Origin of the sequence: Paenibacillus taichungensis, assembly GCF_050994985.1 — a bacterium.
GTDB classification, from domain to species: Bacteria; Bacillota; Bacilli; order Paenibacillales; family Paenibacillaceae; genus Paenibacillus; species Paenibacillus taichungensis.
In genome coordinates, this window is sequence record NZ_CP194720.1 from 6,707,005 (window position 1) to 6,726,003 (window position 18,999).

Annotated in this window: 9 protein-coding genes; all 9 read left to right on the forward strand. The window is 41.9% G+C overall.

What is annotated here, in order from left to right; translation table 11 throughout:
- The first annotated feature begins 349 nt into the window (after nt 1-349).
- A complete protein-coding gene (locus ACR1R9_RS30150) occupies nt 350-1,477 on the forward strand; it encodes a glycosyltransferase family 4 protein (RefSeq protein ID WP_072733618.1) in 1,128 nt (375 codons plus the stop codon).
- Nucleotides 1,478-1,640: 163 nt separating this feature from the next.
- Complete coding sequence (locus ACR1R9_RS30155) at nt 1,641-5,585, forward strand: S-layer homology domain-containing protein (RefSeq protein WP_433922030.1); 3,945 nt, start codon at nt 1,641-1,643, stop codon at nt 5,583-5,585.
- Nucleotides 5,586-5,790: 205 nt separating this feature from the next.
- The gene (locus ACR1R9_RS30160) at nt 5,791-6,132 is read left to right on the forward strand and encodes a hypothetical protein (protein ID WP_326067504.1); all 342 of its coding nucleotides are present in this window, start codon (nt 5,791-5,793) and stop codon (nt 6,130-6,132) included.
- A 591-nt stretch (nt 6,133-6,723) separates the two neighbouring features.
- Entirely contained in the window at nt 6,724-9,675 is a 2,952-nt protein-coding gene (locus ACR1R9_RS30165; protein WP_433922029.1) for an Ig-like domain-containing protein, read from the forward strand.
- A 186-nt stretch (nt 9,676-9,861) separates the two neighbouring features.
- Nucleotides 9,862-12,447, forward strand: a complete 2,586-nt coding sequence (locus ACR1R9_RS30170) for a hypothetical protein (RefSeq protein ID WP_433922028.1) — start codon at nt 9,862-9,864, stop codon at nt 12,445-12,447.
- Nucleotides 12,448-12,587: 140 nt separating this feature from the next.
- The gene (locus tag ACR1R9_RS30175; protein ID WP_433922027.1) at nt 12,588-13,154 is read left to right on the forward strand and encodes a hypothetical protein; all 567 of its coding nucleotides are present in this window, start codon (nt 12,588-12,590) and stop codon (nt 13,152-13,154) included.
- 137 nt (nt 13,155-13,291) lie between these two features.
- Nucleotides 13,292-13,564, forward strand: coding sequence for an alpha/beta-type small acid-soluble spore protein (locus tag ACR1R9_RS30180; protein WP_053782866.1), 273 nt, complete (start codon nt 13,292-13,294; stop codon nt 13,562-13,564).
- Nucleotides 13,565-13,821: 257 nt separating this feature from the next.
- Nucleotides 13,822-15,024 (forward strand): methionine adenosyltransferase, encoded by a 1,203-nt coding sequence (gene metK, locus ACR1R9_RS30185; protein ID WP_063567744.1) that lies wholly within the window; start codon nt 13,822-13,824, stop codon nt 15,022-15,024.
- A gap of 276 nt (nt 15,025-15,300) precedes the next feature.
- Nucleotides 15,301-18,969, forward strand: coding sequence for a SwmB domain-containing protein (locus ACR1R9_RS30190; RefSeq protein WP_433922026.1), 3,669 nt, complete (start codon nt 15,301-15,303; stop codon nt 18,967-18,969).
- Nucleotides 18,970-18,999 lie beyond the last annotated feature (30 nt).

The following is an 18,999-nucleotide window of genomic DNA, read 5'->3' on the forward strand; positions in this document are numbered from 1 at the left end:
AATGCACGTTTTTGCTAAAAATTGAGGTTGGCATTTCGCCTGTGATCAGCGTATAATTCATTCCGGATTACATGTGTCGTGCTGCTTGAATTAAAACGTTACACTGAGCAACTACGATAGCAAGGCAACCTTCCGATCGCTGTTATCCCCAGATTTCTTTTATTACCCTTTATAAGGGTGAAATCAGGTGATAAAGGCGAACGCTTCGCTTCTTCAGGTTTTCCTTGCTCTCTTCGTTATCGTGTAACAAGTATTCAAAAATGACTAACAAATGATTTTTTATATATAAAAAGAGATCAGGGGATTTATAATTTCTTACAGGTATTATAATTGGGGGTCGAATGTTCAAATGGTAGCGATCTTTATCATTGGATTTATCGTGTCAATGGGACTGGCTCTTGCCCTGACACCACTTGTCAAAAAGTTCGCAGTCAGAATTGGTGCAATGGATACGCCGAATGCTCGTAAAGTGCACACTCGGATTATGCCGCGTCTTGGTGGTCTAGGGATTTTCCTGGCCTTTATCATTACGGTTGCTGCTCTGCTTCCTTTTGTGTCAGCATGGTTTACGACAAGAGACATGAGCTTTGTCAGTGCTTTTCTGATTGGTGGATCGATCATCGTACTGATTGGTGCATTGGATGACCGTTTTGAACTGTCAGCCAAAGTGAAACTGCTCGGACAAATTGTTGCTGCTGCTGTAGTCGTATTCGGATTCAATATCCGTGTAGACTTCGTCAATATTCCTTTTCAGGATGCTTACTCCTCATTGGAAGCTTGGGTGTCCATTCCACTGACGATTCTCTGGATTGTTGGTGTAACGAATGCGATTAACCTGATTGATGGTCTGGATGGTCTGGCTGCCGGTGTGTCCGGTATTGCCATTGGTACCATTGCCGTGATGTCCTTCCTGATGGGTAACATGATGATTGCCTTGATGTGTCTTGTACTGCTTGGTAGTATTGTTGGATTCTTGTTCTTCAACTTCCACCCGGCCAAGATCTTCATGGGGGATACGGGATCGCTATTCCTTGGTTTCTCTCTGGCAATGCTGTCCATGCTTGGATTCAAACAAATTGCTGTCGTGTCCTTCATTACACCGCTGATCATTATCGGTGTGCCGCTCTCGGATACCTTCTTCGCGATCATTCGTCGTGCGGTACAACGGAAACCGATTTTCTCACCGGATAAAGGTCACTTGCATCACTGCTTGCGTGAACTTGGATTCAGTCACCGTCAGACAGTGCTGATCATCTACGGTATTGCCGCATTCTTCGGTGTACTGGCGATTATCCAATCTTCCGCTGCGATGTTCGAAGCCAACTGGGTAACGTTCGTCGTGATCTGTATCATGATGTTCTTCCTCCAGGTGGGTGCAGAAGTCATCGGACTTGTAAGCAAAACCAGAAGGCCGGTTATTAACTTCCTGATGCGTATGCGCGTCAAGTTGAACCCGGAGACCCGCTCGAAATCCTAAATAGAAACGCTCGTTTACTGATCTTATTGAATATTCTTTCAACCCAAACCTTGTCCCTCGTGGACAAGGTTTTTTGTTTATTTTGCTGTTTTTACTAAATAATTGGAACCTTTCGGCCGATATATAACGGTAACTGACTTAAAAAGAGGAGAGATGATACGTAATGCAACAAAAGAAACGGCCGTTGGCATGGATCATGTTGGTCGCTATGGTGTTCTCATTGTTCCCACAAGGTCTGTTTAAGCAGAACACAGCGAATGCAGCAGATGATCTTCAATCTATAGCTACTTATTTCATTCCGGATATAGCTAACCTAAGTAAAACTTCAGGGTTATCTTTGACAACATCTGGTACAACGCTCAGTCGTGACAATGTTTATAAAACAACAAATCCAACAATTAGCATTACAGGTACATATTCTTATGTATCCAAAGACACAATGAGTGTTAAAATTGAACAACTTAACTCGGTATCAAAAGGTTCCACAGTCTGGGAAACGGACAGTACACACTTTACAACGGGCACTGTAACGGCAAGTACATCTTCATCCAATAAGTTTGAAGCCAACAATCTCACGTTATTCTCAGGGTTTAATAAAATCACGCTTTACGGGAATCAAGGAAGTGTTGAAAGATCGGATACATTTTATGTATTGTACGATAAAGTTCCTTACGTAGAAAGTTTGAAAATTTTCTCTGGTTCTAATTCATACAATCTAAATGAGGGAGCACAGACTGTAGTAACGACGAAGGCTGTTTCCATGCAGGGAGCTGTCCAGAACGCAACTAAAGTAACTGTCGCAGTTAACGGTGAAACTGCTCTCCTGACCTCCTTACTTGAAGATGGGAAGTTCTTCACGCCTCAAATGAATCTAAATCCGGGATTGAATTCCCTTAAATTTGTGATTAGTAACGCATCGGATTCCATCACGATTGAACGAAATGTCTATTATTACGATGCAGAGCAGCCTTTTAGTAAACTCGAAATCGTGCATGGGGGTAATAACTACTCCATTATCGATAATAAGCCGACGCTAACATCTGCATCGGGCGGGAAGCAGGGAAGCTTCTCGGTTCAAATGTTGCTTCCTTATACTGCAAGTACCAGTTCTTTTGATTCAGTTGGTACTGTTAGTGTGAACAACGTGGATAAATCCACGACTTTGACTAAGACAACTGAACCGGAAGTAATTATTCCAGGATCAGATGGCGTCACGCCAATGTACCGTTTAGTGACATTTACAACGTCTGCATATGACTTCCGTACAGTTAATAGCGATGGTACTGGCGATACTCAGACAGAACAAAGAGCATCTCTTACAGTGACCTATGGTACATTTACTGCAACTTATTCAGGCAATTTTAAATATTTACCTGGAGAAAAAGTCATCAAGAACATGTACTATCTTCCAGACTATAATGGCAAGGTTGTGTCCAAAGTTGCATTGAACGGAGCTCAAGTTGAAGAATCTGAATTTTACATTATGGTAGAGGCTGATACAGATCTGACCCAAGGTACTGATGTGCTCGAAGGGGCGTATCTACCACTTGCCACCAAAAAACTGAGCATGACAGTTCAAAGTACTAATGGAAAGACGCAGGTTTGGAAAGTTAGTGGTTTTGCAACCGGTCAGCAACAGGTTAAGTTTAATTTTACGAACGCAAGCTCTTCATATAATGCAAGCATCTCATATTCATCCAAGAATTATATTTATGTATCCAACTTATATGATGGACAAACCTATACATTTAATTCTAATACGGACTCCAATAGATTGGACGTTATTGGTCAGTATATTGGTTTTGAAGGTTTTGCTGACGATCCACAATTCAATGCACAAGTTTTCGTCAATGGAGTTGATCAGCATCCTGGAGCAGATTGGTCCACGTGGATGGAAGTTGAAACAAACAGTGACAAGAAGAAAGTAGGTGTGTTTAAACTCAAATTTGATATTGATCGTAAAGGTCCGGTAGTATATGGTGAAAATACAATCGTATTGACAGGTACTTCCTCCGATGCGGGAGGCAATCTGATTGAGATTCGTAAAGAACTTCGGATATATATTATTGACTCTAATGTTTCCAATATCGATGCCTTTATGCCGGTGCTGATTCCGAATGATGCGCGCCAGCTCTTTACCCACGATGAGGTATCAGAGTATACCAAAACGGAACTGTCTAATATTTTCTCAGTTACACCAGAATTTGCATATCGAACGGATAAATATGTAACCAGTGAAGAAAAGTACGATTTGGTCCTTCGCGGTGGTGGAGCCCAGACAATTAATTTGAAATTCGGGTCTGACGTGATGTTTACCAGTAGTAATTTCCCTGATATGCATAAGAGCGACACGGCAGTAAGATACTCGAATACATTTACCTTTAATGGGAAAAGTTATAATTTTGACTATGCCGGTGACCAGGATGAGTTCATTCTCCGGATTAAAGATATTGAATTTGATGCCCCTGGAAGCCATGTATACACGGTTGAACTAATTAACAGTACAGGAGCCAGATCAACACAACGACTGGAAATTCTGAGAGAGGCATCGTCCTATCGAATTTTGGCTCCACAGCCAACTGTAGGCGACCAAATCGTTGTAAATAAAAACTTTATTCGTTTCGATATCGAGGCAGAAGGAGCTACGCAAGTTCTCATTGATAAGCAACCAGCAACTCGTCGTTCAGATATCGAAGATCGTTTCGTATACGACTATGTAGGTCTTAAAGCAAACAAAACAAACGCCATAAAGATTCAGGTTATTCGTGATGGTGGGACAATTAATGACACAATCAATGTCTATTATACGGGTACAGTGACCATTGATAGTCAGTACATGGCACCAACTGTGAGCACAAAATATAGCGTGTTTAATAAAGAACTGGAATTGTCCTTCCCGAAAGGGACATTGCTACAGTCTGCTACACAAGTTGGTAACGGGGTAACCAAGTTTTATCCAGACAACAAGCTGTTGTTTGGAATCGCTGATCCCAAAGACGGCGTTGTTGAGCGCAGAAATGATTATGGTAACATCATTAACGTTAACACCGATGGACGAAGTGAGAACGGGGAAAGTACAATTATTATCCCGGACAATCTGGTTTTATATTTCAACTCGACGTTAAATACCAGCAACTTTACGCTCGTATCTGATATTTATTGGATTAATGGTGGAATAGGTGAGCAAGGAAATAAGGGAGACAATGGCTACAAAGCTGGTACTAATGGATTGCCACCATATTATTTGGATCAGTTGTATTTCACCCAGATTCCAGCAGAACGCAAATTGGTCCCATCCAACCGCGGAACGCTTAAATTGAATTATGATTCAACGATTGTAGATGAAGTTGGGTCTACAATATCCGTATTTAAATACACTGACAAAGGTGTTTGGCAAAATATTGGTGGTGAAGTGGATACGAAAAAACATACCATCACTGTACCTTTCGACGAGTTCGGATATTATAAAGTTATGAAATTGAGCAAGAGCTACACCGATATTACAAACCATCCATGGGGACGTAATTTGTTGAATGCACTTTACTCTAAAGGGATTATGAATAATCTTCGTTACAATGAGTTTGGTTCAGATGACCAAACAACACGTGGAGAGTTCGCTACTTTACTCGTTAAAGGTCTTAGTCTGCCGTTGAACTACGATAACAATCAAACGTTCTATGACATCGTGCCATCATCTGTGTCGACAACATGGGACTATGCTTCCATTGAGACGGCTGCTCGTGCAGGTATTGTCCAGGGTCTTAGTGACGGATTCTTTGGAGCTGATCAACGCGTAACTCGGGAGCAGGCAGCAGTTATGATCGCCCGAGCTATGAGTCTGAAGCTCTCAGCCAATAATAGTAAACTGTCAGCTAGCTTGGCTAAATCATTTACTGATTCTACGGTGATTGACTATTATGCTCGTCCTGCCATTGAGGCAGTAAGTAAGCAGAAGATCATGGAGGGGAATCCAGTAACTGTTGCAGGCTCCAGCAAGCAGCTTTATCAGTTTAACCCCAAAGGAAACTTGACCCGCGCTGAAGCGGCAAAAATTGCTGTAGAGTTATTGAAAAAGAGTACTAAGCTATTTCCTAAAAACTTGAGTTAATTAATGTAAGAACAACTGAGCATTATTGGAAGGACCTGTCCCTTGTGATAAAGGGGCGGGTCTTTTTGTAACTGTAAATCAGCTGTATAAATCACATTTATAATAGAAGAAATATTTATTTTACCAATAACTATTTTTGTAATTCACTAGAGTTTAAGATACAATAGCGGTAAATACACAATGATCTAGAGGGTGAAGTTAGCTAATGAAACCGATTTATTCGAAAGCCCAGCTGGGCTACATGAAGGCAAAGACACAGTTCGAGAAACAAGCAGTCATTCTGGAGAAGAAAATAGAAGATACACGTAAAACACAGGAAGTTTCCCAAGAAGTGATGGAAGGGCTTGTACAGGCGACTGGCTTCCATGATGCGTATAACAATTTGGTTTTGGCTGAGAATGAATTAATTGAATGGTCTCACACCACGATGAAGCATGAAAAGACGTACCGGGAAAATAGACAACCTATTGATGATATGTATCTAAGATTGAACAGTGATCCGAATATGCGTGCTCAAATTATTGATCTTGCGATGAAAATTCGCTAAGGCATAGAAACGAAACTTTACGAAAGGCATTCCATATGGAGTGCCTTTTATTTATATTTTACATTTAGAAGAATTTGTCGCTTCATGGAGCGGGTTTGCGGGTATAAATAAACGTCCCCATTCATTCATACACCATAAAATTTCACGCAGCTTGCTTTATCTCTACTGAATTTATGGTTTTGAACATTAAATTACCCGCACAGTATCAATACATAAATAAGTTCAAAACTTTTTTTGCTGAATCCGCAACTTTTTGAAATCTGCTGCGTTTAAGATGTAGAGTCAAAAACATTGGGGAACTTACCAAGAATGACCTCGTGAAGAATCTTGTCTATTTATTAGAAAAAATTGCTTTACGGCACGGAAGACCCATTGTATAATACGTAAGGTAGGATTAGGAAACTACTCTATTTTCGTATGGATCTATCATTTTTCTCGTTTACAAGTTTCTGTGATATGCTCACAGACATCATTTATATTAACTTGCTCATGACTCTGGAAAGGGGGTGCGACAATAGAATGAGGAACACGAGCGACCCTATTAAAGAAAATTCCAATGTTATGAACGCCCAAGGAGGAGAAAAAAAGGTTATGAAGAAAATTTTATCCGTAGCTCTGTCTACAGCAATGGCATTCTCAATGTTTGCATCTGTAGCATTCGGTGATACAGCGGTTTCGCCACAACAACAGTTTGATGCATTGAAAGCAAAAGGTGTTTTCACTGGTTACCCAGATGGAACAGCTGGTTTGGACAAAGAGATGACTCGCGCTGAGTTCGCAAAAGTTATCACTAAATTGCTTGGCCTGAAAGAAATCACTGGTGTATATTCTTACAACGATAAAAACTACAATGCTAAAAACTGGGCTGCTCCTTACATCGAAGCAGTAACAGCTGCAGGCATCATGGAAGGTAAAAACGTTGAGAAGAAAATCTTCGACTTCAACGGTAAAGTAACTATCGAAGAAATGGCGAAAGTTCTGACAATCGCTTTGGACCTCGAAGTTCCAACTGAAACTAACAACACAGCAACAGCTTGGGCTAAAGGTTACGTTCAAGCAGCAATCAACGCTGGTCTGCTTGACTCCAGCCTGAACTTCCAATCCAATGCTTCCCGTCAATTGTTGGTAGGTGCAGCTTACTCTATCGATCAAGCTCAAAGCTTGAAAGTTTCTTCTTACGAAGTAACTGAAGAAGGTAAAGTTGTTACTTTCAAAATCAGCGACGGTGAGTCCGTTAAAGTAACTTTGGATAAAGCTCTTGAAGCTAACAAAGAAACTGAAGTGAAATTTACTTACAAAGATAAAGAGTTTACTGAAAAAGTAACTTATGTTGTAACTACTGCAACTAAGCTGCAAACAGTATCCGCTGATAACCTTCGTGAAGTGAAAGTAGTATTCGATGGTGAAGTTGATGAAGCTACTGCAACTGACGAAAGCAACTACACAATTGATACTGATGATGGTGATGCTGTAAACGTTAAAAGTGCTGCGTTGTCTTCTGACAAAAAGACAGTTACTTTGACAGTTGCGAACACTACCAATGATGATAAAGGTTTCACTAACCAAAAGGAGTACACAATTGACGTTGCTAATGTACGTGCAGGATCTAACGTAATCACTGCATCCGATGTTGCTTTCACTCCGGTTGATGCTGCTCTTCCAGTTGCCAACACTGTTGAAGCTTTGGGTAACAAAGCAGTTAAGATCACTTTCAGTGAGCCTGTAACAAGCGCTGTTAACTCCAATAACTTTAAAATTAATGGTTCTGCGGTTGTAGGAACTACAGATGTTTCCGGCAATACTGTAATTTTGAAATTGTACTCGACATTGTCTACTGGCGAGCAAACAATTAATGTTAACGGTGTGGCTGATTTCTCTGGTCTGCAATCCGTTTCTAAAGATTTCAAATTCAATGTAGTTGAAGATAAAACTGCACCAACAGTTGCTTCTGTAGTGAGTGCATCTTTTGAAACTGTTACATTGAAATTCAGTGAGCCAGTTGATCCTTCTACGTTGTCTGCTGGTAACGTATATTGGAATCAAGGTTCCACAAAGAGAACTGCTGATTCTTTCGAAGCGGTATCTGATGATACTTACAAATTCACTTTCACTGGTGATAACAAATTGATTTACTCCACTAGCTTGTATGTATCTGGAGTACAAGACTACTCTGGTAACACAATTGCTAGCGGAAGCAGCATTACAGTTAACCCAGTAGTTGATCAAACTCGCCCTGAAGTAGTTAGCGCAAAATTGGCTGATAATTCAAGTAGCGAATTGGTTGTGAAATTCACAAAAGCTTTGGATTCCACTACAGCTACTGATGCTGATAACTATGTTATCAAAAACTCTGATGGTGACGTAGTATCTGAATTCAAATCTATTACATTGTCCGATAACAATAAAACAGCTACAATTACTTTGTTTGAAGCTTTGACTGAAGGTAAAACTTACACTCTGAGCATCAACAATGTTTCTGACAGCACAACATTGAAAAACGTTCTGTTGCCTTATTCCACAACAATCAAAGTTGGAGATGTTACAGCTCCTGAGTTGTCCGGTGCGTATTACACAATTTCTAACAACCGCTTGATTGTGAATTTCGACAAAGCAATGGCAACTTCTGGTAATAACAGTGCTTTGGATAAAACAAAATATGTTTATGCAACAACTGATGGCGTTTGGAAAGCTCTTCCAAGTGGAGCTAACCTGACAATCAGTTCTGACGGTAAATCCGTAATCGTTGTATTCCCATCTAGCGTTAAAGTAGACACAATTGCAAAAATTCGTGTAACCAATGTACAAAGTGCTGGTGGAGTGACATTAGCTGGATTGGTTCAAGAAAAAACTGTTAATCCTGAAGCCGCGCTTGCTCTTAATGGAGATGCAAAAGCTACAGCAACAAACAAAATTAAAGTATACTTCAACCAAAACATTCAAACTGCTTCTACTAGTGACTTTGAAGTGACTAATGGTTCTACTAAATTGTCTGTTGTATCTGTATCTGTATCTGATGATGTTGCTACGCTGACATTGTCGGATAGTTACAAATTGAGCGCTAATGGAACTTATGCATCAGCTCCAGTTACTGTTAATGTTCTTGCTAACAGAAACCTGGTAACTCCTGCAGGTGCTAAATTTGTAACTGCTGCTTCTAAACCAGTTGTAGATGGTATTGCACCTTCTATCTCTAGCGTAACTCAAAAAGCAACTCTCAATGAAACAGCTAACACTGTAACAACTTCTGTTTACTTCACAGAAGCAATTGCTACACTGGGTGCTAACGAAGTTTATGATTTCGATGTTACAGTTGATGGAACTGTACTGAAACCAGGTTCTGACTTCACAATTGCTAAAGATAATACAAATCCTAATGTTATTAACATCACTATCAACAATGGAACAGTGAATCCATCCGCTAACTTAAACAAAATTGTTAAAGTACGCGTGAATCCAACTGCTAAATTCTTGAAAGATGCTAGTACAGAAGCTAATGTTGCAGCAGGAACTACTTCTTACTACTCAGCAATTATTCAAAAATAATTAGTATTAAAACTTAAAGAGACTGCCATTAGGCAGTCTCTTTTTTTTGCGTTGGGTTAATCAAGATATAGCTCATCTCTAGTGATTGAATATCTTTGTTATTTTAAAGCAACAACATCGTAACTTTCTATCTCTTTCTAACGTTTATACTGTAAATGCAACAAGCAACTTATGGGAGGTTTGGAAGTGGATCAAAAAAAAATGGTTGCCAGCTTGCTCGCAAGTGTGATGTTAATAAGCTCAAATGCTGGCATTGCGATGGCAGCGAGCACATCGAATAAAACGTCTGCTACCAGTTCAAATAGCAGTGCATCAAAGAAAACAACAGTATCAACGAACACGGTATTACATACACTGAGTAATTTATCTCCTGTCAAAGTAACCGCACGTAGCTCCGTGAGATTGACCGATGTGAACATCTTGTCTCAAGATGATGGAAATATTGTTACGTATACATTGACGTACAAGAACAATGACACTACCCCTATGATGATGCTCGATTACTGGAGCAAGGTAAAAACCAAGGGTGGAACGCTATTCTCACCTAAATTGATTGCAAAGGATCAAGAAAAGAAAACAGTTGCACCTGGATCAACGGCTGATTTGACTTACGTCATGAAAGTTGGACGCGAAGTGAAACTGAGTGATCTAAACTTCCTCATCGTGAAGTGGGATTTCAGTCAATCTAACTATGAACGTACGCTGGGTAAGTTTAATGTGCCCGCATCCTATATTATTAATACACCCGTAGGTAAACCGAAGACGGTTCGTCTAAGTGATTCTATGGTGAAGGTTAAAGTGTCTGGTATTAAAGTATTCCCAGGTGAAGATAAGAATCAGTATGTCAAAATTGGTGTCAATCTAAACAATATTAGTTACAAATTGCTTGAAAATCCGAATATCAAATGGATCTTGCGTACGCCAAGTGGCGCGAATTATCCTTTGACGCCAGACAAGGATAGTACAAGCGTTAGCATTCAGGCACAGGCCAATAAGGCTTTGAGTCTGATGGCGTCTCTACCCACTTCGGTGAAGCTGCAAAAGTCTGAACTATTGCTGGTGGAAGAGCAGGGTGAAGAGAAGACGGTCTTACCTGTTGCTGCGTTGCAGCTGCCTGAAGCAAGCAAAGCAACGAACGTAGAGGTGGCTGCAAATCAACCGAATATCATATCTGTTGAGGGACAACGATTATCTACATTGCTGGAGTCAGCAAAGGTTCGCATCGATGACGCTGAATATGATCTGAATATGCAGTTTGTACTTAAGAACGAAGGCAAGAAAGCTGTTAAAGTACCAACATATACATTTGAAGTACGATCTGCTGACGGAACAATTTATCCAATTGAAACCAAGGCTTTAGACGAATTAAAGCTTAACCCGGGAGATATTAAAACGATTAAACTTAATGCGACCTTACAAGGTGATGGAGATACGAGCAAAATTAAGCTATATGCGATGAGTCCTGTGGATAAAGATGAGAGCACGGAGTCAACGACTCAAACGAGTACAAATAACTTTGTTTTCTCCTACCCTGTAGGCGTATATGCAATTCCGCAATCTGTTTCCACTGGAGACGGTCTGACAACAGAGACGGTTATTAAGAATAGCAAAGGAACGTTTGGTGTTTCGTTGGGATCTTTACAGCGTTTACCATGGTCGGATAGCGACATTGTTGCTGCGAAAGTAACGATTCGTAATGCTGGCAGCAAAACGGTGCAGTTGCCAGAGCTCGAAGCAATGTTCACCATTGACTCGGCTCAACTCGATGGAGACAAGAAGTTAATATATACACAGACAGGCAAGCTACTTGGAGTTGGTATGACTACAGAAGCCTACCTATTGACTAAAATTCCTTCGGAGCTTCGGATTGGACGGCTGGAAGTGAGTCTAATTGAAAAGGTTAGCGAAGAAGAAACGAATGAATGGATTACGTTAAACACATCCGGTCTAATCCAACCTGTATCTTATGTAGGCGCTGGAAAGTCTTATACATCAGGCTCTGCGGATAAAGAGACTGTAATGGGTGCACGTAGAACCATTGTTTATCCAGGAACTTCTTCGGATATCGTTTATACGGAATTTGAAATGACAAATAAATCACTACGTCAAAGTGGCCTGGCAAAACTGGTGGGTTATTTCAAAACATCTGATGGACAGTATTACAAAGCATTATCCAAACAATCTGATCGTGTACCAGGGCCGGGACAAAAATCTATTGTTACGTTCTGGGCTAAAGTACCTAAGACAGTTATGTTCTCGGATATGCGTCTAATCGTCGGTGAGGGTATTGCTGACAGCAAATTTGTAACCGGAGAAGGGGAGGCTACAGCTTATGTGAATGCATTGGCATTTGAAGTACCTCCCAAATTAATTAGTGTTCAAGGTAATTTGACAAATATTGATCTCTATCCTTACACCCTTACAGCAAACAGCGTTCGTGCATATCTCGCAGGAAGCTCATCTTTACAGGTGGAGATGAACTACAATCTGTCTCGGGATGAAGATGTTGAGATTGGGGAGAATGAGCATAAGCTCGTGATAATCCTCACAGATCAGGCTGGTAAATCATTTGATAAAGAGCTGGATATAGGTACAGATATAAAAACTGGTACAAAGCAGACTTTAAGTTGGAGTCTTGAGGATATATTCTTCGAACAATTACGTGGGGGTTCATATCGCTTAACGGTGTATGATCAATTCCAAGGACAACGTATTCCACTTGCGGAGCAGGTCTTTGGATATGACCGAACTAGACTTCCCGAAGAAGAATAGGAATTTCAATATAGAATTGATTTTACCCTTTTAAGAAAACCTCGTTTCCAGAGAAATGGAAACGAGGTTTTGCTTGTCGCATCTCTACTTTTTCTCTATAGTTAAAGTTAATAGATTACCAGAGGAGGAAAATAAATCACATGAAACCTTATATGAAAGTATCCCTGGCTGCACTGGCGATTGGTGTTGGCGTGTGGGTTGGGTCTGTATACAGCAATACGGCAATAGGTGCAGGTACAAGCCAACCGGGAACAGCAGATGATCCGGTAGTGACGAAGAGTTATGTTGATCAGCAAATTCAAAAAGCTTTGGGTGGAGGCACAAACACAGGGTCTGGAAATACATCAGGTAGTAACAGCGGCTCTACGGGTAATGGCAACTCGGGCAGTACAAGTGGAGATACATCGTTGCCTCCATTGGTCTCTGGTGCCTCTGATGCTGTTGAGATCGTAACCGTGAAGCCTGGTCAACAGCTGATCGGTGCATCTGGCGCGGAGTTCATCGTGCGTAGCGGTAAAGCTGTGATCGTCAGTGAAGGTACGAATGGTGTAGCTGATCTGACGGACGGGGTTGATTTGACGAATGGTCAGACAGCACCGACTAATCACTTGCTCTCTTTTCCAAGAGATGGACGGGGTATAACGATATTGGATGGTAACAAGTACAGCTTGACTGTAATGGTACGTGGTGGATATTCTCTGAAATAGGATGAGCACTTGTCAGACTTTTTATTCATTTCATTTGTTCAGATTAACCAGTTCTAACAAACATTAATACGGCTAGCCAGCCCTGTTCCTGCTCACTCTATAACTGTACACAACCAATAACCGGAGGTGCAGGAATCATGGCTAGAAGCAACCGCAAAGTGGTACCCGAAAGTCGTCAGATGTTGGATCAGATGAAGTATGAAATTGCCGCTGAGTTTGGTCTGAATGTGGGATATGGCGGTAGAGGTCTTGCCGGTGCAGATACCGAATTTGGTTCTGAACTGGGTGAGGTGAGTGATCACTCTTATGGTCAGTATAAAGGCTGGGGCCATCTGACTTCCCGTGAGAATGGATCGGTCGGTGGAGAGATTACCAAAAGGCTGATTCGCCAGGCACAGCAGCACTTATAGGGTGTTTTCCTTATCCCAATCTGTTTGACACGTCTTGACAAATACGTTAAGATGGCAGTTGAGGTACGCAACCTTTTCCGCTAGGGAAAGGTTGATTTTTTGTTGAGGCCATTACCTGAAAAATCCTTATCTTCGTAACTGCGGACCCTGCGTCCTTATTCCGCCCGGAAAGCTTTCGAGGGTACAGTGAACGAATCAACGTAAATGTTTTGTTCGGGCAATCGCCATACTACTCGTTATGGGAGGTTGAAACTTCAATGTCTATTAAAGGCCGACATCTATTCACATCGGAGTCTGTAACTGAAGGACATCCGGATAAAATTTGCGACCAGATCTCGGACGCCGTATTGGATGCGTTCCTCGCGAATGATCCAAACGCTCGTGTAGCGTGCGAAGTTTCCGTAGCTACAGGCCTTGTGCTTGTCATCGGTGAGATCAGTTCAGCTTCTGAATACGTGGACATTCCGTCCATCGTTCGTAATACGATTAAGGAAATCGGGTACACTCGTGCCAAGTTCGGTTTCGACTATAATACTTGTGCAGTCCTGACTTCTCTGAACGAGCAGTCTGCTGACATCGCCCAAGGCGTTAACGCAGCTCTGGAGAACCGTGACCCGGAACAAATGGCTCGCGAAACAGAGAACATTGGTGCTGGTGACCAAGGTCTGATGTTTGGTTTTGCAACCAACGAAACACCTGAACTCATGCCTTTGCCAATCGCATTATCCCACCGTATCGCTCGCCGTTTGGCTGAAGTGCGTAAAAACGGTACATTGGAATATCTTCGTCCGGATGGTAAAACTCAAGTAACGATTGAATACGACGGTGACAAACCGGTGCGTGTTGATACAATTGTCGTGTCTACTCAGCATGCTGAAGAGACTCTACTTGCGCAGATCCAAAAAGACATCAAAGAACACGTAATTCTGCCTGTCGTTCCAGCTGAATTACTGGATGAGCAGACTAAATATTTCATCAACCCAACAGGACGTTTCGTTATTGGCGGACCTCAAGGAGATGCAGGCCTGACTGGACGTAAAATCATCGTAGATACCTACGGCGGTTATGCACGTCACGGCGGTGGCGCGTTCTCCGGTAAAGATCCAACAAAAGTAGACCGTTCCGCAGCTTATGCAGCTCGTTATGTTGCGAAAAACCTTATTGCTGCAGGTCTTGCCGACAAAGTGGAAATCCAGCTCGCTTATGCGATTGGTGTAGCCAACCCGGTATCGATCAACGTGGATACATACGGAACAGGCAAAGTCAGCGAAGAGAAATTGGTTGAGCTTGTACGTAACAACTTCGATCTTCGTCCGGCTGGTATCATCCGTATGCTGGATCTGCGTCGCCCAATTTACAGACAAACGGCTGCTTATGGTCATTTCGGCCGTACAGATCTGGATGTACCTTGGGAACAAGTGGACAAAGCAGACGTTTTGAAAGAGCAAGCAGGTCTGTAAGTTAATTCTTTAAATTGAAAGAGACTTTAAGGCCCCTGATTCTTTTATGAATTGGGGGTTTTTCTTGTTTTAGAACGCATAAAATATACCAAGTTTTGGACATGAAGAACTGGAAGTTAGTGAAATTGGAATACCGAGTACTAGCCCATCATTAATATGCAGTTATTTCTAAAAAAAACAGGCCATTTAACCGACATACATAAAGAGGTCTGCCTGTCAGACGATCAGGAAATAGAGGCGGAAGGGGACATTGTTTTGAAGAAAACACAAATTTCAATGAAGAAGAGAGTAGTATTGTGGATAGTGACTGTACTGCTTATATTCACTGCATGGCCAGCGGGAGGTATGCGTGGTATCCAAGCCGCATCTAGCATGTCCGACCTAGGAATAAACGAAACGTTCCCAGCAACGGGAGCAGTGGGTGTAGATGGTGCACAGCCTATTACGATTGAATTTAGTCAACCAGTCAAAAAAGGAACGGGAAATATCACGATTAAGCGAATTTCCGACAATAAGGAAGCAATTGCCCCTGTTATGGTAACAAGCACTAATGTTACTGTTGATAACAGTGCAGATCCTTCCTCTCCATGGGGAACAAAAGTTACCATCAGTGGCCTTAATCTAGCTGGTGGCGGATACTATGTACTTATGGATAAGCAAACTTTCATTTATACAGATGAAACAAGCTTTCCAGGTATTTCAGATGCCAGTCGATGGACATTCTGGACAACAGGTGTCAGTGCTCCGACAATTACTCAGCTTTCGCCTCTGAATTCATCAACAGGGATATTGCCGGCTGCAAATTTGAAATTGAATTTCAGTAAAGATGTTTACCCAGCAAGTGGAACAATTAATATTTACAAGAGTAGTGACGATGCATTGGTTGAAGCTATTTCAGTCACTTCATCACAAGTAACTGGTGGAGGAACTTCAATTATAAGCATAGATCCTGCTAATAATTTTGTGAATAACACCAAATATTATGTAGTAGTGTCTGCTGGTGCTTTTAGGGATGCTCAGCAGAATGAATCACCATCAATTGCCAAAGGTAACTGGGGGTTCACCGTTTCAACGGATACTACTGCATTGACAGTGTCTTCACTTTATCCTACGGATGGTGCAACGAGCGCACCCATCAATAGTGAATTATTGATTACTTTTAATAAAGAATTGGATACTGCCTACACGGGAACAGTTACTCTGCGTAAGGCAAGCGGCACGACTGTGGCAGTTACACCAATCATTAATACTTCCAACTTGCGACAAGTTCGACTTATTCCACAAAATACGTTGGAGAACAATACGGTTTACTATGTAGATATCGCTGCAGGAGGATTTCGGGATAAGGCAGGAAATGTATTTGGTGGTTTGACGGGGACAGCATCATGGAGCTTTAAAACATATACAAGAGACACCACTGCTCCTGTACTACAGACAGCCAAAATGTATACCAATACAATTATTAAACTTACATACGACGAGACATTGAACGGTTCAGTCTATCCACTGACTTCAAGCTATAATGTCACCGTTAATGGGGAAGTCAGAACCGTGAGTTCCGCCTATATCTCTGGAGACAGCGTTTATGTGGTACTAGATACTGGAGTTGCAGTGGGACAGATCGTTCGTATTTCCTACACGCCGGGTGTGCGTCCCGTGCAGGATACATCACTGAATTCTGCAGTTTCTTTATCCGGACGTGAAGTAGTGAATGGTTTGGACTCAGTCATGTCTAAACCAACAGAAGGCTACGTATATGGAAGCACTCTTACGTTATATTTTCCTGAAAGTGTATATGTCATGAATACAGAAGCAAAAAATCAATTTTCTATCAAAGCGAATGGTTCGAATGTAGGGATAAGCACCATCTCGTTGAGTAGTAGTTCTACTGTTATTTTGTATCTGAACCGTAGTATTACAAATGGTGAGGTCATTAAGGTATCCTATACACCGGGCTCTTATCCGCTAAAAGACTCACGCAGCCAGGCGCTAGCAAGTTTCAGCGATTTTTATGTACGTAACAGTCTCGATACAGTAGCTCCTGAATTTCAGAGTGCAGAAGTGAACGGTTCGAAGCTGATGATTAAATATAACGAGGCTCTAAGTACAACAAATGTACCGCTAAAGAGTCAATTTTCTGTTCTAGTTAATGGTGCACCGCTCTATGTGACTGCTGTAGATATTCAGGATGATACGATTACGCTGACTTTGGCTTCGGCTATTACATCGAATCAAAATGCAACATTGTCCTACGTACCGGGAGCGCTACGAGTTACAGACCTGAACGGAAATCCAGCTGGTTATATTAACCTGGTTCCGATTACGCAAACATCAGGGACTGGAAATGTGAAATCTGCGGTAATTCAAGGGGATACGGTTACGCTGACGTTTACTTCGAATCTGCTGACACAGACCGGCTTGACGAATTCACAATTCGTAGTAAAGGCAAATGGAACATCCGTTAATGTACTTACAGCATCTTCGTCAGGTGCGTCAGTAGTGTTGAAACTGTCCACATCGGTTGCTGCTGGGCAAACGGTTACTCTATCCTATGCTCCAGAGTATGTGCCCCTTAGAGATAGCAAAAACCAAGTTATGACAGCATTTGGGCCCATTACGTTAACCAATAATGCTAGTGGTTCAACAACGGGTTCTACAACATTACCAGCATGGCTGAGTACGAGAGATGCCGTATTATTCGGTCAATCCATGTATGTGTTAAGCCCGGATGCCGCTACTACTAGTTCCGTACAATCTAGATACAGTCGTTCTATACATCAGTATTCTGTTGATGAGGACAAATTAACGCAAGGATTCCAATATGCAGCTAGTCTAGGTGGGGAATCACATATGCTGACTTTTGATGTTCCAACCACTGACACCGTAGCTTATGTGGCACTCCCACTGAAGGGTCTCGAAGATAGCTATACACGTGACAAAAGTGCTGCTATAGGCATACGTTTAGCAGATCAGCTATGGATGATTCCTTTGTCCAAACTAAACTTCACTTCAATTGCCAACAGCGTAGGCAGTACAACGACTGAAGCGAAACTTATCGTTCAACTCGAACCAGTTCCCTCTACAGTTACTGGCACAATGGATGGGGCGCTTGTTGGAGCCAATGCTCAGAAATTGTCAGCTTTGACGGACGTTTATATTGCAGCTTCCAGTCCTTACAAGACATCAGTAGAGCAGCAAGTAAACAGCGAACTATGGATACGTCTGACAGGTACCGCTACAAGTGGAACTACAGGTTATGTTCAATTTGACAAAACGATAGCTCGATTATCGAATGTTCCTCATACTCCAGTGCAGTTGAATGGAGCCCTGGTATTAAAAGGGAAACTTACTGGTAATCAGACGGTTGTTGCTGCCCAACATATTGTGCGATTCTCTGATACCACTTCTCATTGGGCAGGTACGGTTCTCGAAGAACTTGCTGCAAAATGGATCATTGATGGTCAAACCGGCACAAATTATCAGCCTGACATGAATATTACTCGTGCAGAGTTCGCGGTGATGGTTGCCAAAGGACTAGGGCTTACAGGGAGCCAGGAAACAGCTCAGCGTTTCGGTGATGTCTCTTATGGATCAACAACCAGTGCATACATCGGTGCTGCTGCCAAAGCGGGAATTATTACAGGGAATACAGATGGTACATTTAAACCTAACAATCTGATTACTCGTGAACAAATGGCAATTATGATGGTGCGTGCGCTGGATTATGGTGGGAAGTCTGTTACACTCAAGACGTCTGCCGCCGCAACATTAACCAAATTCAAGGATAACAAAAAGATCCAATCGAAGGAACAGGTGGCTAAGGCAGTTCAGGAAGGGGTCATCCAAGGGATGACATCAACAAGCTTCCAGCCAACAGGAAATGCAACTCGTGCACAGGCAGCAGTGATGCTGAAGAGAGTATTAAATAAATTAGGGTATTTATAACTTCGGTGCAATAATTCAATTCAATCTTCC